Below are 20,327 nucleotides of genomic sequence, written 5' to 3' on the forward strand. Positions count from 1 at the left end.
GGGCCCGTGCCGGGCTGGGGCGCCGGGGGCTTCGGCTTCTCCGCGGGCTGCTGCTTCGCGGGCGTGACGGGGGCCGCCGCGGGCTTGTCGGGCTGCGGGGCGGCGGCTGGCTGGGCCTCGTCTGGCAAGGGCGCTCCTCGTGCGGTCCGGACACCCGGAAAGGCCATCGTAACGACCCGGGGGCCGGTCCTCCCCCGGGGATCGTGGGAGCCCGCACAACGCCGACGGGCACCCGGTTGTTCCCGGGTGCCCGTCGGATGCGGAGCGGCCGCGCCTCAGACCGTGATCAGGGCCTCCAGCGGGGCCCCGCGCAGGCCGTCGGCGAGACGGGCCCGGCCGTTCAGGAAGCCCAGCTCCATGAGGACGGCGACGCCGGCGACCTGGGCGCCGGCCCGGCGGATCAGCTCCAGGGAGGCGTCGGCGGTGCCTCCGGTGGCCAGGACGTCGTCGATGACCATGATCCGGTCGTCGGCGGACAGGTCCTCCGCGTGGATCTCGATCTCGGCGGTGCCGTACTCCAGCTCGTACGCCTGGCTGAGCGTGGCCCCGGGGAGCTTCCCGGCCTTGCGGACCGGTACGAAGCCGAGCCCGGCCCGGACCGCGACGGGCGCGGCCAGGATGAAGCCGCGGGCCTCCAGGCCGACGATCTTCGTGGCGCCGTGCCGCAGGCACAGCTCCGCGAGGGTGTCGGTGAGCGCCGTGAACGCGACCGGGTCCGCGAGCAGCGGAGTGATGTCCTTGAACATCACGCCCGGCTTGGGGTAGTCCGCCACGTCGCGGATGCGGCTGAGCAGGAGGTCCCTGGTGGCCTCGGTGGTGCCGGCCATCAGCGCTTCCCCGGGGTCCGGCCGTGGCCCCGGCGGGGCTGGCGGCGCTGGCCGACGACCGCGCCGGCACCGGCGGGCGCGGCGTCGTCGTCCGCGTAGGCGTCGCCCTCGGTGTCCTCCGCGTCCGGGTTCTCGCCCTTGGCGGCGGCGGCCGCGCGCTTGGCGAGGACCCGCTTCTTGAGGGCCTTCATCTGCGGCTCGAACTCCTTGAGGTCCGCGACCAGCGGGGTCGCGATGAAGATCGAGGAGTACGCACCGGCCGCGAGGCCGACGAAGAGGGCCAGCGAGATGTCGTTCAGCATGCCGGCGCCGAGGACACCGCCACCGATGAACAGCAGGCCGGCGACCGGCAGCAGCGCGACGACGGTGGTGTTGATCGAGCGGACCAGCGTGCTGTTGATGGAGCGGTTGGCGATGTCGCTGTAGGTGTAGCGGGTCTGCCGGGTGATCCCGTGCGTGCCCTCCTTGAGGCTGTCGAAGACGACGACCGTGTCGTAGAGGGAGTAACCGAGAATCGTGAGCAGACCGATCACGGTGCCCGGCGTGACCTCGAAGCCGACCAGGGCGTAGACACCGACCGTGATCGTGATGTCGTGGATCAGCGCGACGAGAGCCGCGACGGCCATCCGCCACTCGAACGCGATCGCCAGGTAGATGACGACCAGCAGCATGAAGACGCCGAGACCGGTCCACGCCTTGTTGGCGATCTGCTCGCCCCAGCTGGGCCCGACGAGGTCCGCGGCGATCTTCGCGCGCGGGACGCCGAGGTCGGCGGCGAGCTTGTCCTGGATCTCGTCGGACTTCTTGGTGTCCACCTCGGTGATCTGGACACGCAGACCGCCGTTGCCGAGCTTCTGGACGATGGCCTGGTGGCCGGAGGCCTCCGTGGCCAGGTCCTCCGCCTCGGCCACGGTCACGCTCGTCTTCGGGGTGGTGAAGACGGCACCGCCCTTGAACTCGATGCCCATGTTCAGACCGCTGACCACCAGGCCGAGGATGGCCGTGATGGTGATCAGGACGGAGACGCCGTACCAGATCTTGCGCTTGCCGATGAAGTCGTAGCCGACCTCGCCTCGGTAGAGGCGGGCGCCGAGATTCCCGAGTCGCGACATCTCACGCCTCCTTCGGTTCGGTGGGGGCGTTGACACGGCGGGAGCGCCGCAGCGGCGGCTTGGCGCCCAGGCGCTTCGGGTCCAGGCCGGACCACGGGTGGCCGCTGGCGAAGAACTTCTTCCGGGCCATGATCGTCAGCAGCGGCTTGGTGAAGAGGAAGACCACGACGATGTCGAGCAGCGTGGTGAGCCCCAGCGTGAACGCGAAGCCCTGGACCTTGCCGACGGTGACGATGAAGAGCACGGCGGCGGCGAGGAACGACACGAAGTCGGAGACCAGGATGGTGCGGCGGGCGCGCGGCCAGCCCCGCTCGACGGCCGGCCTCAGCGTGCGGCCCTCGCGGATCTCGTCCCTCACGCGTTCGAAGTACACGATGAAGGAGTCCGCGGTGATACCGATCGCCACGATGGCGCCGCAGACGGCCGGCAGGTTCAGCGCGAAGCCGATGGCCGGGCCGAGGAGCGCCATGATCGTGTAGCTGAGGATGCCGGAGACCAGGAGGCTGAGGAGGGCGATGAACGCCAGTCCGCGGTAGTAGGCCACCAGGTAGATCACCACGAGCGCGAGGCCGATGGCGCCGGAGATGAGCCCGGCCCGCAGCTGCTCGCCGCCGAGGGCGGCGGTGACGGTGGTGACGCTCTGCTCCTTGAAGGAGAGCGGGAGGGCGCCGTAGGAGAGGACGTTGGCCAGGTCCTCGGCGGATGCCTGGTCGAAGCTGCCGGAGATCTCGGCGCTGCCGCTCAGCGTGCTGTTGACGCGGGGGGCCGAGACGACCTCGCCGTCGAGGGCGATGGCGAACTGGTTCTGGGGCTCCTGCTGCGCGGAGAGCTTCTTGGTGATCGTCTGGAACTGCTTGGAGCCCTTGTCGGAGAACTCCATCTGCACGATCCACATGCCGCGCTGCTGGTCGAAGTTGGCCCTGGCGCTGTCGACCTCGGTGCCGGAGACCTCGGCCGGGCCGAGCACGTACTTGACGTCGCCCTCGGAGCTGCAGGCCACGACCGTGTCCTCGGCCTTGCCGCCGCGGGCGGCCTTGGAGCGCGATTCCTTGGTGGAGCAGTCCAGCGCCTCGAACTGCTTCTGCAGCTTCGCGGCGGCGGCCTCGTCCTCGGCGGACGCGGACTTGCTGGCCTTGGGGGTCGGGGAGGCGTCGGCCTTCAGGGCGCCGGTGACGGCGCGGCCCTGGGCGGTGGCGGAGGCGGACGGCTCGGTCGAGGAGCCGGCATGCTCGCCCTCCTCGCCCTTGTCGCCGTCCGAGGCTTCGTCCGGTGGGGAGGCCTTGGGTGACGGCGACGCGCTGGCCTTGCCGGACGGTGAGGCGCTGGGCGCCGGCGTGGGCGTTCCCTGGGCGACGGTCAGCACCGGCCGGAAGTACAGCTTGGCCGTGGTACCGACCTGCTTCCGGGCCTGGGCGGAGTTCGTGCCCTTGGGAATGTTGACGATGATGTTGCTGTTGCCCTGGGTCTGGACCTCGGCCTCACTGACCCCGAGACCGTTGACACGGCGGTTCATGATCTCGACCGCGGTGTCCATGTTGGTCTTGTTGATCGCCGACTCCTGGCCGGGCTCGGCCTTGGCCTCCAGCGTGATGGACGTGCCGCCCGCCAGGTCGATGCCGAGTCGCGGCGTCGGCTGGTGGGCCAGGAACATCCCGCCCGTCAGCGCGACCACGGCGATCAGGATCAACGCCAGAGATCGCCCCGGCTTCCCCTGACCACCGGCCGCGCCACGGCCTTTCTTCGGTGCTGCCACCTTGTCGTTTCTCCCTGTCCAACCGCCCCGCGCCGGGTACGCGCCCGAGCGGCCACGAAGTTAAGTGGGGGGCCCGCCCCCTCGAAATGAGCCCACGGACCGGGGACGGCCGGGCGCCCTCGGCACCCGGCCTCCCCGCGTCGATGTGCGCTACTTCGAGTCGGTCTCGCCGTCGCGCTTGCCCTCGGCCTTGCTGCCGGCCGCGTCCTCGTCGCCCTCGTCCGAGTCGGTCTTCTTGACCAGGTCGGTCTTGGCGTCGTCGGTGTCGGGGCCGGTGAGCGAGGAGGCGTCGTCCGGCACGATCGCGCCGTCGACGTCGAGCTCGGGCTCGTCGCCGTGGACGATGCGGTTGTACTCCGCGTCGTCGAGAACGGCGCCGATGGCGTTCTTGGCGTAAACGGCGTGGACGCCGGGAGCAACCTCGAGGAGGACCGTGTCGTCGTGCAGCTCCTTGACGGTGGCGTACATCCCCCCGATCGTGCGGACGCCGGTGCCGGGCTGCATTTCGTCGCGCATCGCCGCAGCCGCCGCCTGCTTCTTCTTGGCGGACCGCGTCATCAGGAACATGGCCCCGATGAGCACGATGAGGGGGAGGAGAGTCAGGGGATTCACGGGACGATTTTCCTTCGCACGACCGCGATGGAGAGCGGCCTGGTCTTCGGGGGTGGGCACACCGCCCCCAAGGGGCGGCATCGGCGGAGTCTAAGCGAGTCCGTATCGATGGAACAACGCCCAGCATGGCACCGTGGTTCCGCTCCCGGGCAACCTGTGACGCATCACGCCCCGAACAGGCCCTGTTGTCCCGTTACGCCGTGCTGCGGCGGGACCATTCCGAGGTGGGCCCAGGCCGCCGGTGTGGCGACCCGTCCGCGCGGCGTCCTGGCCAGCAGTCCTTCGCGTACGAGGAAGGGCTCGGCGACCTCCTCGACGGTCTCGCGCTCCTCCCCCACGGCGACCGCGAGCGTGGACAGGCCGACCGGGCCGCCGCCGAACAGCTTGAGCAGGGCCCCCAGCACCGCCCGGTCCAGCCGGTCCAGCCCGCGGGCGTCGACCTCGTACACCCCGAGGGCCGCCGCGGCGGTCTCCCGGTCGATCCGGCCGTCGGCCTTGACCTGGGCGTAGTCCCGTACGCGGCGCAGCAGCCGGTTCGCGATGCGGGGCGTGCCCCGGGAGCGGCCGGCGATCTCGGCGGCCCCGTCGGCGTCCGTCTCGACGTCGAGCAGACGGGCGGAGCGGTGGATCACGCATTCCAGCTCGGCGGGGGTGTAGAACTCCATGTGGCCGGTGAAGCCGAAGCGGTCGCGCAGCGGGGGCGGCAGCAGCCCGGCCCGGGTGGTGGCGCCGACCAGGGTGAACGGGGGCAGCTCCAGCGGGATCGCGGTGGCGCCGGGGCCCTTGCCGACGATGACGTCGACCCGGAAGTCCTCCATGGCCATGTACAGCATCTCCTCGGCGGGCCGGGACATGCGGTGGATCTCGTCCAGGAACAGGACCTCGCCCTCCTGGAGCGAGGAGAGGATCGCCGCGAGGTCGCCGGCGTGCTGGATGGCGGGGCCCGAGGTGATGCGGATCGGGGCGTTCATCTCCGCCGCGATGATCATGGACAGGGTGGTCTTGCCGAGGCCGGGGGCGCCGGAGAGCAGCACGTGGTCGGCGGTGGCGCCGCGGGCGCGGGCGGCCTTGAGGACGAGGTCGAGCTGTTCGCGCACCTTTTCCTGGCCGACGAACTCGTCGAGGTCCTTGGGGCGCAGCGCCGCCTCGACCGCGGTGTCGTCGCCGTCGGCTCCGGCGTCGACCAGGCGTTCGTCGAACCGTTCGTCCGTGCCGGCGCCGGTGTCGTCCCAGTTCATGTCGTCTCTCAGCCTCGGATGCGTCGGTGTCCCGGCCGGGGTGGCCGACCGGGCGCGGAAGGGTGGCCCGGGGTTCAGCGCGCCCGGTTGAGGGTCTGCAGGGCGGCGCGCAGAAGCTGCGGCACGGGGGCCGTACCGCCTGCGGCCAGGGCTTCCTCGGCCTGCGGTGCGACGGCGGCCACGGCTTCGTCCGCCTCGCGGGTGGCGTAGCCGAGGCCGATGAGCGCGGCCTGGAGCTGGTCGCGCCAGGAGGCGGGGACGGCCGCTCTGGCGCCCTGGCCGGGGGCGCCGATGGGTTCGCCGAGCCGGTCCTTCAGTTCGAGCAGGAGCTTCTGGGCGCCCTTCTTGCCGATGCCGGAGACCGCGGTGAGGGCCTTCTCGTCCCCGGTGGCGACGGCGAGGCGCAGGGCGTCCGGGGTGTGCGTGGCGAGCATGGCCTGGGCGAGGCGGGGGCCGACGCCGCTGGCGGTCTGGAGGAGTTCGAAGACCTGCCGTTCGTCGTCGTCGGCGAAGCCGTAGAGGGTCAGCGAGTCCTCGCGAACGACGAGGGAGGTGGCGAGCCTGGCCTGCTCGCCGACCCGCAGGCCGGCCAGGGTGTTGGGCGCGCACTGGACGGCCATGCCGATGCCGCCGACCTCGATGACGGCCGTGGTCGGGGCGAGCGCGGCGACGGGGCCGCTGACGAAGGCGATCATCGGGGGACCTTCCGGACGGGAACGGCGGTGGTGCGCGAGGTGCGGGCGGCCGCCGCGTGCGCCTGCTGGAGGCGGTTGAGGGCGGGGGCGCGCCAGATGTGGCAGATGGCGAGCGCCAGGGCGTCGGCGGCGTCGGCCGGTTTCGGCGGGGCGTCCAGCCGCAGGAGGCGGGTGACCATGGCGCCGACCTGGGCCTTGTCGGCGCGTCCGCTGCCGGAGACGGCCGCCTTGACCTCGCTGGGGGTGTGCAGGGCGACGGGGAGGCCGCGCCGGGCGGCGCAGAGCATGGCGACGGCGCTGGCCTGGGCGGTGCCCATCACCGTACGGACGTTGTGCTGGGCGAAGACGCGTTCGACGGCGACGCAGTCGGGGCGGTGTTCGTCGAGCCAGTCCTCGATGCCGCGCTCGATGGCCACCAGGCGGTCGCCCAGTTCGGCGTCGGCGGGGGTGCGGACGACGCCCACGCCGCGCATGGTCAGGGGCCGTCCCGCGACGCCCTCGACGACGCCGACCCCGCACCTGGTCAGACCTGGGTCCACGCCGAGCACGCGCACGGTCCGCCCCCTCCCTGCCGATCGGTCATCTGTTCCAGCAGGTTATCGGTCACCACCGACAACGCGACGGGCCGACGGGGTGTGTCCCCCGCCGGCCCGTCGGCGGCAGCCCTGTCGTGCCCCGGGGCGTGTCCGCTCTAGGCGTCCACCTTGGCCATGACCTCGTCGCTGACGTCGAAGTTGGCGAAGACGTTCTGCACGTCGTCGCTGTCCTCCAGCGCGTCGATCAGCTTGAAGATCTTGCGGGCGCCCTCCTCGTCGAGGTCGACCTGCATGGTGGGCAGGAAGTTGGCCTCGGCCGAGTCGTAGTCGATGCCCGCCTGCTGGAGCGCGGTGCGGACCGCGACGAGGTCGGTGGCCTCGCTGACGACCTCGTAGGTGTCACCGAGGTCGTTGACCTCCTCGGCGCCCGCTTCGAGGACGGCACCGAGCACGTCGTCCTCGGTCAGCTCGCCCTTGGGGACGATGACGACGCCCTTGCGGTTGAAGAGGTACGAGACGGAACCGGGGTCGGCCATCGAGCCGCCGTTGCGCGTCATGGCGACGCGTACGTCGGAGGCGGCGCGGTTGCGGTTGTCGGTGAGGCACTCGATGAGCACCGCGACACCGTTGGGTCCGTAACCCTCGTACATGATCGTCTGGTAGTCGACGCCACCGGCCTCGAGACCACCGCCGCGCTTGACCGCGGAGTCGATGTTCTTGTTCGGGACCGAACTCTTCTTCGCCTTCTGGATCGCGTCCACGAGAGTCGGGTTGCCCTCGGGGTCCACACCACCGGTGCGGGCCGCGACCTCGATGTTCTTGATCAGCTTCGCGAAGAGCTTGCCGCGCTTGGCGTCAATCACGGCCTTCTTGTGCTTCGTCGTAGCCCATTTAGAGTGGCCGGACATCTGCCTTCTCCTTCGCGTCACCAAATTCCGTACGAACCCGAGAGATCCTACCGGGATCGAGTCACCCGGCCGTGCGCACCATCTCGGTGAAGTACGCGTGGAGCCGGTGATCGCCGGTCAGTTCCGGGTGGAACGACGTGGCGAGCGCGTTTTCCTGCCGTACCGCCACGATGTGTCCGCCGTGCTCGGCGACGACCTTCGCGCGGGCGCCCACCGACTCGACCCAGGGGGCCCGGATGAAGACGCCCTCGACCGGTCCGCCGTCGATCCCGGCGACGTCGACGGCCGCCTCGAAGGACTCGTTCTGCCGCCCGAAGGCGTTGCGGCGCACGATCATGTCGATGCCGCCGAGCGTCTCCTGGCCCGCGCGCGGGTCGAGGATCTTGTCGGCGAGGAGGATCATCCCGGCGCAGGTGCCGTAGACCGGCATACCGGCCGCGATGCGCTCGCGCAGGGGCTCCAGCAGGCCGAACAGGGCGGCCAGCTTGGACATGGTGGTGGACTCGCCGCCGGGCAGGACCAGGCCGTCCACCTCCGCCAGCTCCTCGGGCCGCCGGACCGGCCTGGCCAGGGCGTTCGCCGAGGCCAGGGCGATCAGGTGTTCCCGCACGTCGCCCTGGAGGGCCAGGACGCCGATCACAGGCGTGTCGCTCATCGCTGCTTACCAGCCGCGGTTCGCGTAGCGCTCGGCCTCGGGCAGCGTGTCGCAGTTGATGCCGACCATGGCCTCGCCCAGGTTGCGGGAGGCGTCCGCGATGATCTTCGGGTCGTCGAAGAAGGTGGTGGCCTTCACGATGGCGGCGGCGCGCTTGGCCGGGTCGCCGGACTTGAAGATGCCGGAGCCGACGAAGACGCCCTCGGCCCCGAGCTGCCGCATCAGCGCCGCGTCCGCCGGGGTGGCGACACCGCCCGCGGAGAACAGCACGACGGGCAGCTTGCCCAGCTCGGCGACCTCCTTGACCAGCTCGTAGGGGGCGCGCAGCTCCTTGGCGGCGGCGTACAGCTCGTTGTTGTCGTAGCCGCGCAGCCGGGCGATCTCGTTCTTGATCTGGCGCAGGTGACGGACGGCCTCGACGACGTTGCCGGTGCCGGCCTCGCCCTTGGAGCGAATCATGGCCGCGCCCTCGGCGATCCGCCGCAGCGCCTCGCCCAGGTTGGTGGCCCCGCAGACGAACGGCGTGGTGAAGGCGAACTTGTCGCTGTGGTTGACCTCGTCGGCCGGGGTCAGGACCTCGGACTCGTCGATGTAGTCGACGCCGAGGGACTGGAGCACCTGGGCCTCGACGAAGTGCCCGATGCGGGACTTGGCCATCACCGGGATGGAGACCGCCTCGATGATCTCCTCGATCATGTTCGGGTCGGACATCCGGGCCACGCCGCCGTCCTTGCGGATGTCGGCCGGCACCCGCTCCAGGGCCATGACGGCCACGGCGCCCGCGTCCTCGGCGATCTTCGCCTGCTCGGCGTTGACGACGTCCATGATCACGCCGCCCTTGAGCTGCTCGGCCATGCCGCGCTTGACGCGGGCGGTACCGGTGGCCGGGGCGTCGGGGGACTGCGGGGTGCTGGGGAGTGTGGACACGGATCGACCTCACTGTGGGGAAGCGGATGCGGGGGCGCCCAAAGGCGCACACCCGAGCAAACGCCCCGCGACCAGTCCACAGCAAGGGCCAATGGGTGGCCGGTGGCTCGTTTTGGCTCGCCCCCCGTGGGAACGGACCGGGCCACCGTCCGTCAGGTGCCGGGGCGGTCCGCCAGGGCCACCGGCGGCTCGTCGTCCATCTCGAAGGCCAGCGGGAACGGGGCGTGCCCCGCGAGCCGGAACCAGCGCACCGTGCGGTGACGGCGCAGCGCCCGCGCCGCCCGGACCGCGTCGTTGTGGAAGCGGCGCGCCATCGGCACCCGGCGCACCGCGGCCGCCAGCTCGGACGCCGCCTCCTGGCCGCCGGGGATCTCCCGCACCGCCTCCACCTGCTCGCTCTCGCCGAACACCGCGCGCAGGGCGGCGCTCAACTCGCTCTCGGCGACCTCCCGCTGCTCCTGCGGGGACTGGCGGGCGGCGTGCGCGGCCTCGTACAGCACGATCGAGGAGGCCGGGTCGAGCACCCCGGAGGTGGCGAGTTCCTGGGTGACCGAGGCCCGGCGCAGCAGTTGCGCGTCGAGGGCGGCCCGGGCCGCGTCGATCCGGGTGTGCAGCCGGTCGAGGCGGCCGGCGGTCCAGCTGAGGTACAGGCCGATCGCGACGAGGACGACGAGGGCCCAGATGAGGGTTGCGGTCACGGGCCGACAGGCTACCGGGCGGGCCCGAACCGGCCGCGCAGTCCGGTGCGCTCGTCCGCCGCCACCGAGGCGGCCCCGTCGGTCACCGTCTCGTACACGGCGAGGATGTCCGCCCCGACCGTCGACCAGTCGAAGCGGCGTACGTGGGCGCTGCCCCTCTCGCGCAGTTCGGCGCGCCGTTGCGGGTCGCCCAGCAGCCGGACCGCCGCCCGGGCCAGCGCGTCCGCGTTCTCGTTGGCGAACAGTTCGCCCGCCGCGCCCTGGTCCAGGACCTGTGCGAAGGCGTCGAGATCGCTGGCGAGGACCGGCGCGCCCGCCGACATGGCCTCGACCAGGATGATGCCGAAGCTCTCGCCGCCGGTGTTGGGCGCCACGTACAGGTCGACGCTGCGCAGCAGCCGCGCCTTGTCCTCGTCGCTGACCATGCCGAGGAACTCCACCCGGGCGCGCATCTCGGGGGGCAGCGAGGCGACGGCCTCCTCCTCGTCGCCCCGGCCGGCCACCAGCAGCCTGGTCTCCGGGCGGGCTTCGAGGATGGCGGGCAGCGCGCGCATCAGGACGGGCAGGCCCTTGCGCGGCTCGTCGATGCGCCCGATGAAGCCGATGGTGCCGCCCTGCCACTCCGGCCGGGGCTCGGCTCCGGCGAAGAAGTCGACGTCCACGCCGTTCGGGATGACGACGGCGTCCCCGCCGAGGTGTTCGACGAGGGTCCGGCGGGCGTACTCGCTGACCGCGATCCGCGCGCTGATCTTCTCCAGGGCGGCCTGCAGGATGGCGTAGGCGGCGATCATCGCGCGGGAGCGCGGGTTGGACGTGTGGAACGTGGCGACGATCGGTCCCCGCGCCGCCCAGCAGGTCAGCAGCCCCAGCGACGGCGAGGTGGGCTCGTGGATGTGGACGACGTCGAAGGTGCCCTCGTGCAGCCAGCGCCGCACCCGCGCCGCCGACAGGAAGCCGAAGTTGAGCCGGGCCACGGAGCCGTTGTACGGCACCGGCACGGCCCGCCCGGCGGAGACCACGTACGGCGGCAGCGGCGTCTCGTCGTCGGCGGGCGCCAGCACGGACACGTCGTGGCCGAGCCGGATGAGGTGTTCGGCCAGGTCGCGGATGTGGAACTGCACACCGCCCGGTACGTCCCAGGAGTACGGGCAGACGATGCCGATCTTCACGTCGCTCCTCCGCTCCGGTCATCGCGGGGTTCGAGGTCGGCGAGCCAGAGCCGTTGCAGCATGTGCCAGTCCTCGGGGTGCTCGGCGATGCCCAGGGCGAACGCGTCGGCCAGGGCCTGGGTCATCCGGGCCGTCCGCTCCGCCCGGTCGCCCGACTCGGGCACCTCGACGGGCGGATGGACCCGGGCCTTCATCACCGGCGTGTCGTCGTAGGCGAGGGTCACCGGCAGCAGCAGCGCCCCGGTCTGCTGGGCGAGCAGCGCGGGGCCGGCGGGCATCCGGGCCGTGTCGCCGAAGAACGACACCTCCACCCCGGAGGCGGACAGGTCGCGGTCGGCGACCAGGCAGACCAGGCCGCCCGACCGCAGCCGCCGGGCCAGCGTCCCGAACGCGGCGCCGCCGTTGTGCGGCAGCACCTCCATGCCCAGGCCCTCGCGGTAGGCGACGAACCGGTCGTACAGGGATTCGGGCTTCAGCCGCTCGGCGACCGTCGTGAACGGCACCTTGAGGTCGGTGGTCACCCACGCCCCGGCCAGGTCCCAGTTGCCCAGGTGCGGCAGGGCGAGGATCACCCCGCGCCCCGACGCGAGGCCGTCCGTCAGCCGGTGGGCGTCCGTGACGTCGATGGACGCCTTGATCCGCTCCGGGCTCCAGGTGGGCAGCCGGAACGACTCCATCCAGTAGCGCATGTACGAGCGCATGCCCGCGCGCGACAGGGCGGCGAGCCGGGCCGCGTCGGCGTCCGGCACGACCCGCGCGAGGTTGGACTCCAGGCGCAGCACGCTGCGGCCGCGCCGCTTCCACACCTGGTCGGCGAGGGTACGGAACAGGGCCCGCGCGGCCGGCTCGGGCAGCGTCTTGACCGCCGCCCAGCCCAGCCCGTACAGCGCGTCGCTCAACCGCTCCCGCACGCCCGGCCGCGCGTCCGGGCCGGGGCCGCTCACTGCCCGGCCGCGTCGGCGGCGTCCGCCTCGGCGGACTCGCGGCGCACGGTGACGACGCGCTGGACCAGCGTCACCAGGCTGCCGACGGCGACGATCCACAGCGCGATCGGCAGCAGCACCTGGATGCCCGGCACCCCGAACGCGTGCAGCCCCGCGAGACCGGCCGCCACCAGCGAGATCACCAGGCGCTCGGCGCGCTCCACGAGCCCGTTGACCGCCACCGGCAGGCCGATCGACTCGCCGCGCGCCTTGGTGTAGGAGACCACCTGGCCGCTGGCGAGGCAGAAGATCGCGACCGCGCACAGGATGTTGTCGTCGCCCCTGCCCGCGTACCAGAGGGCGAAGCCGCCGAAGATGGCCCCGTCCGCGACCCGGTCGAGCGTGGAGTCCAGGAACGCCCCCCACCGGCTGGAGATGCCGGCCTGGCGCGCCATGTTCCCGTCCACGAGGTCGGAGAACACGAAGATCGTGATGACGATCGTGCCCCAGAAGAACTCCCCCATCGGGAAGAAGACCAGCGCACCGGCCATCACCCCGGCCGTGCCGATGAGGGTGACGGCGTCAGGGCTCACGCCGAGACGCAGGAGCAGGGCGGCGAACGGCGTGAGAACACGCGTGAAAAAGGCACGCGCGTACTTGTTCAGCATGGCCTTCCCGAGGGTCGGTGGGCCGTGTGACCCCGTCGGCCACCGGCGGGAGGGCGCCGTGGGTCCTGGCCGGACGCAGGGAACGGCGTCCGGTGCGTCGGCTGCGAGGCGCCGGAGCGTCTCCCTGGCGGACCATCGAGACGTTTCGGCTGCGCCGCGGACGTGCGTGCCGGGCGTCGCGGGCCCGGCCGGGGCCTTCAGCGCCCTCCGGGGGCCCATCGTAGTCACGCCCGGCGGCCCGCACCGTCCGGGCACCCCGGCACCGGGAGCGCGAGCCGCGGTCGGCGTCCGCGGGAGCGCCGAGCCCGGAATACCGCGGGCGCCGCCGGCCGGGCGGCCCGGCCACCGGAACCGAACAGGCGGGCGACGCATGCGCCCGCGTACGCGCCCGGAACGGCTGAAACGCTCCGCGACGCGTTGTCCACAGGGCCGGACGGCGCGCGTTTCCGGACGATACGCTGGAGCCCCGACTCAGAAAGTGTGCCGGGCACGGCAGTTGGGAAAAGCCGCAGGAGCGGTTCCTCGGTGGCGAGTGGGGGCGACAAGTGGCCAGCAACGGATTCGATTTCTCACCCGGAGCACAGATTCCGCTCCAGGGATCGGCGAGCGCGGCGGTGGCGACCAACGCCCTCGCCTCCGCGGCGTACCGCGACAGCCCGGTGGAGGACATCCTCAAAGCCAACAGCGAGTGGCACAAGTCCGAGGTCAAGGCGGGCCGTTCCAAGTTCTTCACCTCGGACTACTTCAAGCCCAACCTCGGCGAGGCGTTCTCCCGCGCCGTCCAGGAACGCATGCTCGGCGGCGCCCGCAAGGACCTCATCCAGTCCTTCGGCACCGACCCGCAGACCGTCGTCGAGCACTGCCTGGCCGCGAGCCGCCTGCGCAAGACCCGCGACACCAGACTCACCGTCATCACCGCCCTGTTCGGCTTCCTCTTCCTGCCCGGCATGCTGCTGTGGGTCCTCGTCTTCCGCCTCCGCGACGGCTTCGCGAAGACCAAGGACAAGGGCATCACCCTCCTCGGCAACAGCCTGCTGCCGCTCCTCGGCATCGGCATCGTCGTCCTCATGGTCAAGCTGCCGCTGACCGGCCTCCTCGGCCTGTACCTGCGCCTGATGTTCGTCGCCCCCGTCATCGGCTGGTACCTCGCCCGGCGCGTCGCGGAGAGGTCCGCCCAGGACATGCGCGCCCGCTGGGAGGGCCTGCTCTCCGGCGGCGGCGTCATCACGAAGATCCCCGAAGCCGTACCGAAGAACCCCAGCGAGACGGCCCGCGAGGCCCTGCGCCAGGGCCTCGAGAAGCTCGCCGCCGAACAGGCGTCCAACTCCGTCTTCTACGCCGGGCCCAAGGGCATCCTCGGCATGGGCACCCGCTGGGGCAGCTGGCACCTCGCCGAGGACCTCGTCCCCAAGGACCCCGGCAAGGAGATCCACCAGTTCCGCAGCTGGGACGTCATCCGCGTCATCCACGACCAGCTGAAGCTGCTGGAACGCGGCCCCCTCAACACCGGCGGATTCCCCACCCCGTCCGTCACCCACTGGATCGTCACCCCCATCGGGGAGAACGCCGACAGCGTCACCCGCCCCCAGGGCGAGGACGTCGCCACCTACCAGATCAAGCCGCACGAGATACAGCGGATCTGCAACCACCAGCAGTTCGGCGGCGGCAACCGCCACTACCTCGGCGTCCAGTTCACCCTCTGGGACGGCCAGCTCGTCATCACCATGATGATCACGGTCACCGTCCTCTACGAGACCCTGCGCATCGAGGTCACCGGACACGCCCTCGGCCCCGTCCACTCCCTCTTCACCAGCAAGCCCGCCGCGAAGACCAGGACCGTCAACAAGACCGTCCGGTTCTGGGAGACCCGCGACATCACCCTCTCCCTCGTCGACGCCTCCGAGGTCACCCGGCTCGCCCTGCGCGCCCCCTTCACCTGGTACCCGCCGCTGCTGGACTACCTCGGCGGGAAGATCGCCCTGCCCGAGCCCTTCGGCCTCCGGCACGCCTGGGCCGAGAAGCCCTGGCGCCACCGCTTCATGGCCGACGACGCCATGCGCGCCGCCACCCCCGTCCTGCGCGTCGTCCACAACGCCGCCATCAAGGTCCTGGAGGAACACGGCGTCGACACCGAACGCTTCACCAACCGCTCGTCGGTCCTGAGCGGACTGGTCCAGGCCCCGACCCCCGGCAAGGCCGACCTCTACGACGCGTAGCCGCCCGCCCACGCCGGTGGGGCGCCCCGGACCGCGTCCGGAGCGCCCCACCGGCGGGCGAGAGCGGGGTCAGGCGGCGGGCCAGGCGTCCGCCAGCATCTTCCGCGTGTCCGCCAGCAGCTGCGGCAGCACCCGCGTGTGCCCCACCACCGGCATGAAGTTGGCGTCCCCGCCCCACCGGGGCACCAGGTGCTGGTGCAGATGCGCGGCGATGCCCGCACCCGCCACCGCGCCCTGGTTCATCCCGATGTTGAAGCCGTGCGCCCCCGAGGCCTCCCGCAGCGCGGTCATCGCCCGCTTGGTGAAATCGGCCAGCTCCGCCGTCTCCGGACCGTCCAGCTCCGTGTAGTCCGCGACGTGCCGGTACGGCACCACCATCAGGTGGCCGCCGTTGTACGGGTAGAGGTTCAGCACGGCGTACACCTTCGCACCGCGCGCGACGACGAGCCCGTCCTCGTCCGACTTCTCCGGAATCCCGCAGAACGGGCAGCCGTCCCCCGCCTCGGGACCGGTCGGCTTGTTCTCCCCCTGGATGTACGCCATCCGGTGGGGCGTCCACAGGCGCTGGAACGCGTCGGGCGTCCCCACTCCGATCTGCTGCTCCGGCTCACTCGTCATGCCGGCCAGCATATTGCTTCACCTGTGCGGAGCGTGTCGCCGGGGCGGTTCCCGTTCACGCACCGCGATGCTGGGCCTATGAGCGCGCGCACCCCGGACCGTCCCCCACCCGCTCTCACCCGCTGGGAGGGGCGCACCGAGGTCCCGCTCCTCGCCGCCTCCCTCGTCTTCCTGGCCGGCTACGCCTGCCGCGTCCTCGCCCCGGACGACGCCCAGCCCTGGCACGACCTCTCCCTCGCCCTCGTCGGCGGCACCTGGACGCTCTTCGTCCTGGACTACGCGGTACGCGTGCGGCTCAGCGGCCTCGGCCTCCGCTTCCCGCGCCGGCGCTGGCTCGACACCCTGGTCCTGGTCATGCCGCTGCTGCGCCCGCTGCGCATGGTGCAGGTGTACACGGCGGTCCAGGACAAGCGGGACCGCCCCCGCCTCGGCCTGTACGCGCGGGTAATGGCGTACGCGGGGATGACGGCCCTGCTGCTCGGCTTCTCGGCGGCGCTCGGCGTCTACCACTGGGAGCACGGCGCCCCGGACGCCTCGATCCGCACGTTCGGGGACGCCGCCTGGTGGGCGTGCGCGACGCTGACGACGGTGGGGTACGGGGACGCCGTGCCGGTGACGGTGATGGGCCGGATCATCGCGGCGGGCCTGATGGCGTGCGGCCTGGCGCTGCTGGGGGCGGTGACGGGTGCGTTCTCGTCGTGGCTGATCCAGGTGTTCCGGCGGGAGGACGAGGAAGGGCCCCCGGCGAGCGGCTAGCTCGTCCGGGGGCCCGGCCCCGCTCGCGCGGGGAGCAGGTGTCGTCGGAGCCGACGAATTTCTCCGGGTCCGGGTCACCCCCGCTTACGCAGGGAAGAGATCACACCTGCACGCGACGCTCCACCACGTCAACGAGCTTGGCGATCGCTTCGTCACGGGCGATGCCGTTCTCCTGCGAGCCGTCGCGGTACCGGAACGACACCGTGCCCGCGTTCATGTCGTCGTCGCCGACGATGATCATGAACGGCACCTTGGCCTTCTGGTGGGTCCGGATCTTCTTCTGCATCCGGTCCGACGACGCGTCCACGTCGACGCGCAGCCCCTTCTTCCGGGCCTCCGCGGCGAACTCCTGGAGGTACGGGATGTGCGCCTCGCCGATCGGGATGCCGACCGCCTGGACCGGGGCCAGCCACACCGGGAACGCGCCCGCGTAGTGCTCAAGCAGCACCGCGAAGAAGCGCTCGATGGAGCCGAACAGCGCGCGGTGGATCATGACCGGGCGCTGCTTGGAGCCGTCCGGACCGGTGTACTCCAGGTCGAACCGCTCCGGCAGGTTGAAGTCGAGCTGGATGGTCGACATCTGCCAGGTCCGCCCGATGGCATCCCGCGCTTGCACGGAGATCTTCGGGCCGTAGAACGCGGCCCCGCCCGGGTCCGGGACCAGGGGCAGGCCCTGCTTCTCGGCGACCTGACGCAGCGTCTCGGTGGCCTCTTCCCAGGTCTCGTCGGAGCCGACGAACTTGGTCTCGTCCTTGGTGGAGAGCTCCAGGTAGAAGTCGGTGAGCCCGTAGTCACGGAGCAGGTTCAGGACGAAGGTGAGCGTCCGGTCCAGCTCCTCCGCCATCTGCTCACGAGTGCAGTAGATGTGCGCGTCGTCCTGCGTGAAGCCGCGCGAGCGGGTCAGGCCGTGCACGACGCCCGACTTCTCGTACCGGTACACCGTGCCGAACTCGAACAGTCGCAGGGGAAGTTCACGGTACGAACGGCCGCGCGCGTCGAAGATCAGGTTGTGCATCGGGCAGTTCATCGGCTTGAGGTAGTAGTCCACCCCGTCGTCGAGCTGCATGGGCGGGTACATGCCGTCGGCGTACCAGTCCAGGTGGCCGGACTTCTCGAAGAGCTTGCCCTTGGTGGCGTGCGGCGAGTAGACGAACTCGTAGCCCTCCTCCTCGTGCCGGCGGCGCGAGTAGTCCTCCATGGCCCGGCGGATGACGCCGCCCTTGGGGTGGAAGACGGCGAGGCCGGGGCCGATCTCGTCGGGGAAGGAGAAGAGGTCCAGCTCGTTGCCGAGCTTGCGGTGGTCCCGCTTGGCGGCCTCCTCCAGGAACTCCAGGTGCGCCTTCAGCTCGTCCTTGGTCGGCCAGGCGGTGCCGTAGATGCGCTGGAGCATCGGGTTCTTCTCGCTGCCGCGCCAGTACGCGGCGGCGTTCCGCATCAGCTTGAAGGCCGGGATGAACCGGGTCGTGGGCAGGTGGGGGCCCCGGCAGAGGTCCTTCCAGCACAGCTCGCCGGTCTTCGGGTCGAGGTTGTCGTAGATGGTCAGCTCGCCGCCGCCCACCTCGACGTCCGCGCCGTCGTCCGAGGAGGCGGAGCCCTTGATGCCGATGAGCTCCAGCTTGTACGGCTCGTCGGCCAGCTCCTCGCGGGCGGCGTCGTCGGTCACGACCCGGCGGGAGAACTTCTGGCCCCGCTTCTGGATCTCCTGCATCTTCTTCTCGATGGCCTTGAGGTCCTCGGGCGTGAACGGCTTCTCGACGTCGAAGTCGTAGTAGAAGCCGTCCTTGACCGGCGGGCCGATGCCGAGCTTGGCCTCCGGGAAGAGCTCCTGCACGGCCTGGGCCATGACGTGCGCGGTGGAGTGCCGCAGGATGTTCAGGCCGTCCTCGGAGGAGATCTCGACGGGCTCGACGGTCTCGCCGTCCTGCAGCTCGTACGCGAGGTCCTTCAGCTCGCCGCCGACGCGGGCGGCGACAACGGTGCGCTCGCCGGGGAAGAGGTCGGCCGCCGTAGTGCCCGTCGTCACCACGCGCTCTTCCCGCTCGGAATCGCGTTGGATGGTCACACGGACGTCTGACACCGGTCTCTCCTGACTCAGGGGGGCGCACCGCACTCCTCTGGCGCGTGCAGGGGGAATCGTACCGAGCCGAGGGCTCCCCGCGCTAAAAGGCCGTGCCCCGGCAGTCCTCTCCGCTCCCCCACTCCCCCGTGCGGACCTCCAGCGGCCGTACGCTCCCGGCCCCGCACGGGGCCGCCCGCGAACGGCGTACCGGGCAACGGGCGCGGGTATCACCGAACCGGGCAGGGGGACCGCCATCTGCCGTGCGGGTGCGAGGAGTTCGGGGATGACTCACTGGTTCGAAGGGCCGCTGGCCGCTTTCGACACGGAGACGACGGGGGTGGACGTCGAGGGGGACCGGATCGTCTCGGCCGCCCTGGTCGTCCAGGACAGGGCGGACGGCCCGGTACGGGTCAGCCGCTGGCTGGTGAATCCGGGGGTGCCGGTGCCGCCGGGCGCGACGGAGATCCACGGGCTCACGGACGACCATCTGCGCCGCAACGGGCGGTGGCCGGCCCCGGCGGTGGAGGAGATGGCCCGTGCGCTGGCCGAGCAGTGTGCGGCGGGCCGGCCGCTGGTGGTGATGAACGCGCCGTTCGACCTGACGCTGCTGGACCGGGAGTTGAGGCGGCATCGGGCGTCGTCGCTGGGGGCGTACCTGGAGCGGTCGCCGCTGTGCGTGCTCGATCCGCGCGTGCTGGACAAGCAGCTGGACCGCTATCGCAAGGGGCGGCGCACGCTCACCGATCTGTGTGGGCTGTACGGGGTGCCGCTGGTGGGGGCGCACGACGCGGCGGCGGACGCGACGGCCGCGCTGGAGCTGGTCCGGGCGGTGGGGCGCCGGTTCGCGACGCGGCTGGAGCGGCTGAGCCCGGCGGAGTTGCACACGCTCCAGGCGGTGTGGCACGCCGCGCAGGCGCGGCGGCTCCAGACGTGGTTCGCCCGGAGCGGCACGCCGGAGACGGTGGACCCGGCCTGGCCGCTGCGGCCGGAGCTGCGCACCGCCGCGTGAGGCGGGACGCACGGAGGCCGGTCCGTCGGTGAACTGACGGACCGGCCTCTCCGGGGTGGGCGATACTGGGTTCGAACCAGTGACCTCTTCGGTGTGAACGAAGCGCTCTCCCACTGAGCTAATCGCCCGGCAACGGGTTGAACCATACAGGGCCGGGCGGCCGTCGTTCAAACCGCTTGCAGCGCGGCCGCGAGGCCACGGCGTCCGGCGCGCATCATCAGGGCGTGGTTGGCGCGGAGCACCGGCCGGCAGGGCAGGGCGAGGGCCCGCAGCAGGGCGCGGCGGACCTCGACCTCCTGCTCGTACACGACGCGGGTGCCGGAGCCGTAGGCGGTGACCGTCCAGCGGGCCCAGCCGTCGAGATCGCCGCCGAGCGCGGCCTCCAGGATGCCGCGCGCCGGGTCGCGGCGCCGTTCGCTCACGGTCGTGACGACGTCGTAGGGGAGGAAGGAGCGGATGCGGGTGGTGCCGGAGCCGTCGTCGGAGCGGGTCGCCTCGCGGACCTGGGGCCACCACCGGGGGTAGTCCTCGATGTGGGCGAGGTGCGCGAAGACGGCACCGGGCGGTGCGGGGAACACCCATACGCTGACGAATCGGTAGTGGTTCCAGTCCATCGCCCCAGGATGCGGGTACTCAGGCGGCGATCTGAGTACCCGCGCGCATGTTCCCCGGGCGTGGCGCGCAGCACACTCGCGTCCATGGAACATGTGCCGCCGCCCGCCGAGGAATTGGCGCTTCTCGATCGTGAACTGGCCCGTCTCGACGCCCGCCGGGCGCAGTTGCTGACCCGGCGTGCCTGGCTGGTGCGGGTACTCGGGGCCACTGCCGCCCCGCCCGCCGCCGGTCCGGCGCCGTGGGGTCCGCCTCCGGGGCGGGGTCCGGTCGCGGCGGGGGGGCCTGCGCCCGCCGGGCCTGCGGCGGGGGGGGGTGGGCCGCCGCAGGGGTCCG

At 71.7% G+C, this 20,327-nt stretch carries 20 protein-coding genes and 1 tRNA gene; 3 read left to right on the forward strand and 18 right to left on the reverse strand.

Features of this window, described 5'->3' with window-relative positions; translation table 11 throughout:
• Positions 1–275: 275 nt before the first annotated feature.
• The 14 genes from MHW47_RS16970 to pgsA form a co-directional block, all read right to left on the reverse strand.
• A complete protein-coding gene (locus MHW47_RS16970) occupies positions 276–827 on the reverse strand; it encodes an adenine phosphoribosyltransferase (protein WP_239224162.1) in 552 nt (183 codons plus the stop codon).
• Entirely contained in the window at positions 827–1,939 is a 1,113-nt protein-coding gene (gene secF, locus MHW47_RS16975; protein ID WP_239224164.1) for a protein translocase subunit SecF, read from the reverse strand. Before secF ends, MHW47_RS16970 begins: the two co-directional genes overlap by 1 nt.
• A 1-nt stretch (position 1,940) precedes the next feature.
• Positions 1,941–3,692 carry a protein translocase subunit SecD gene (gene secD / locus MHW47_RS16980; RefSeq protein ID WP_239224166.1) on the reverse strand — a complete coding sequence of 584 codons (1,752 nt, stop codon included), beginning with the start codon at positions 3,690–3,692 and terminating at the stop codon, positions 1,941–1,943.
• 150 nt (positions 3,693–3,842) lie between these two features.
• Positions 3,843–4,304: a preprotein translocase subunit YajC gene (gene yajC / locus MHW47_RS16985; protein ID WP_239224168.1), complete on the reverse strand. Its 462-nt coding sequence runs from the start codon at positions 4,302–4,304 to the stop codon at positions 3,843–3,845.
• Between the two features lie 164 nt (positions 4,305–4,468).
• The gene (gene ruvB / locus MHW47_RS16990; RefSeq protein ID WP_239224170.1) at positions 4,469–5,542 is read right to left on the reverse strand and encodes a Holliday junction branch migration DNA helicase RuvB; all 1,074 of its coding nucleotides are present in this window, start codon (positions 5,540–5,542) and stop codon (positions 4,469–4,471) included.
• A gap of 74 nt (positions 5,543–5,616) precedes the next feature.
• Positions 5,617–6,237 carry a Holliday junction branch migration protein RuvA gene (gene ruvA, locus MHW47_RS16995; RefSeq protein WP_239224172.1) on the reverse strand — a complete coding sequence of 207 codons (621 nt, stop codon included), beginning with the start codon at positions 6,235–6,237 and terminating at the stop codon, positions 5,617–5,619.
• Positions 6,234–6,791 carry a crossover junction endodeoxyribonuclease RuvC gene (gene ruvC, locus MHW47_RS17000; protein WP_239224174.1) on the reverse strand — a complete coding sequence of 186 codons (558 nt, stop codon included), beginning with the start codon at positions 6,789–6,791 and terminating at the stop codon, positions 6,234–6,236. The genes ruvA and ruvC overlap by 4 nt, the downstream gene beginning before the upstream one ends.
• Positions 6,792–6,928: 137 nt before the next feature.
• Positions 6,929–7,681, reverse strand: a complete 753-nt coding sequence (locus MHW47_RS17005) for a YebC/PmpR family DNA-binding transcriptional regulator (RefSeq protein WP_239224176.1) — start codon at positions 7,679–7,681, stop codon at positions 6,929–6,931.
• Between the two features lie 61 nt (positions 7,682–7,742).
• Positions 7,743–8,336, reverse strand: a complete 594-nt coding sequence (pdxT, locus tag MHW47_RS17010; RefSeq protein ID WP_239224178.1) for a pyridoxal 5'-phosphate synthase glutaminase subunit PdxT — start codon at positions 8,334–8,336, stop codon at positions 7,743–7,745.
• A gap of 6 nt (positions 8,337–8,342) precedes the next feature.
• Complete coding sequence (pdxS, locus tag MHW47_RS17015) at positions 8,343–9,263, reverse strand: pyridoxal 5'-phosphate synthase lyase subunit PdxS (RefSeq protein WP_308381611.1); 921 nt, start codon at positions 9,261–9,263, stop codon at positions 8,343–8,345.
• A gap of 152 nt (positions 9,264–9,415) precedes the next feature.
• Positions 9,416–9,961, reverse strand: a complete 546-nt coding sequence (locus MHW47_RS17020) for a hypothetical protein (RefSeq protein WP_239224180.1) — start codon at positions 9,959–9,961, stop codon at positions 9,416–9,418.
• A gap of 11 nt (positions 9,962–9,972) precedes the next feature.
• The gene (locus MHW47_RS17025; RefSeq protein WP_239224182.1) at positions 9,973–11,130 is read right to left on the reverse strand and encodes a glycosyltransferase family 4 protein; all 1,158 of its coding nucleotides are present in this window, start codon (positions 11,128–11,130) and stop codon (positions 9,973–9,975) included.
• Positions 11,127–12,074: a phosphatidylinositol mannoside acyltransferase gene (locus MHW47_RS17030; protein ID WP_239224184.1), complete on the reverse strand. Its 948-nt coding sequence runs from the start codon at positions 12,072–12,074 to the stop codon at positions 11,127–11,129. The genes MHW47_RS17025 and MHW47_RS17030 overlap by 4 nt, the downstream gene beginning before the upstream one ends.
• Positions 12,071–12,721 (reverse strand): phosphatidylinositol phosphate synthase, encoded by a 651-nt coding sequence (gene pgsA, locus MHW47_RS17035; protein ID WP_239224186.1) that lies wholly within the window; start codon positions 12,719–12,721, stop codon positions 12,071–12,073. The genes MHW47_RS17030 and pgsA overlap by 4 nt, the downstream gene beginning before the upstream one ends.
• A 545-nt stretch (positions 12,722–13,266) precedes the next feature.
• On the opposite strand from pgsA, the gene MHW47_RS17040 reads away from it, so the two are divergent.
• Positions 13,267–14,937, forward strand: a complete 1,671-nt coding sequence (locus MHW47_RS17040) for a hypothetical protein (protein WP_239224188.1) — start codon at positions 13,267–13,269, stop codon at positions 14,935–14,937.
• Positions 14,938–15,006: 69 nt separating this feature from the next.
• Here the strand turns inward: MHW47_RS17040 and MHW47_RS17045 are convergent, their stop codons facing one another.
• Entirely contained in the window at positions 15,007–15,567 is a 561-nt protein-coding gene (locus MHW47_RS17045; protein WP_239224190.1) for an HIT domain-containing protein, read from the reverse strand.
• 66 nt (positions 15,568–15,633) lie between these two features.
• Here MHW47_RS17045 and MHW47_RS17050 point away from each other — a divergent pair, with 66 nt between their 5' ends.
• Entirely contained in the window at positions 15,634–16,311 is a 678-nt protein-coding gene (locus tag MHW47_RS17050) for a potassium channel family protein (RefSeq protein ID WP_239224192.1), read from the forward strand.
• A 100-nt stretch (positions 16,312–16,411) separates the two neighbouring features.
• On the opposite strand, the gene thrS is transcribed toward MHW47_RS17050, so the two are convergent.
• Positions 16,412–18,388, reverse strand: coding sequence for a threonine--tRNA ligase (gene thrS / locus MHW47_RS17055; RefSeq protein WP_239224194.1), 1,977 nt, complete (start codon positions 18,386–18,388; stop codon positions 16,412–16,414).
• Between the two features lie 265 nt (positions 18,389–18,653).
• Between thrS and MHW47_RS17060 the strand changes: the two genes are divergently transcribed.
• Positions 18,654–19,379 (forward strand): 3'-5' exonuclease, encoded by a 726-nt coding sequence (locus MHW47_RS17060; protein WP_239224196.1) that lies wholly within the window; start codon positions 18,654–18,656, stop codon positions 19,377–19,379.
• Positions 19,380–19,435: 56 nt separating this feature from the next.
• On the opposite strand, the gene MHW47_RS17065 is transcribed toward MHW47_RS17060, so the two are convergent.
• Positions 19,436–19,507, reverse strand: a tRNA-Val gene (locus tag MHW47_RS17065).
• A gap of 39 nt (positions 19,508–19,546) precedes the next feature.
• Positions 19,547–19,993 carry an SRPBCC family protein gene (locus MHW47_RS17070; protein ID WP_239224198.1) on the reverse strand — a complete coding sequence of 149 codons (447 nt, stop codon included), beginning with the start codon at positions 19,991–19,993 and terminating at the stop codon, positions 19,547–19,549.
• Positions 19,994–20,327: the final 334 nt, after the last annotated feature.

This window comes from Streptomyces sp. OfavH-34-F, assembly GCF_022347745.1.
GTDB lineage: Bacteria > Actinomycetota > Actinomycetes > Streptomycetales > Streptomycetaceae > Streptomyces.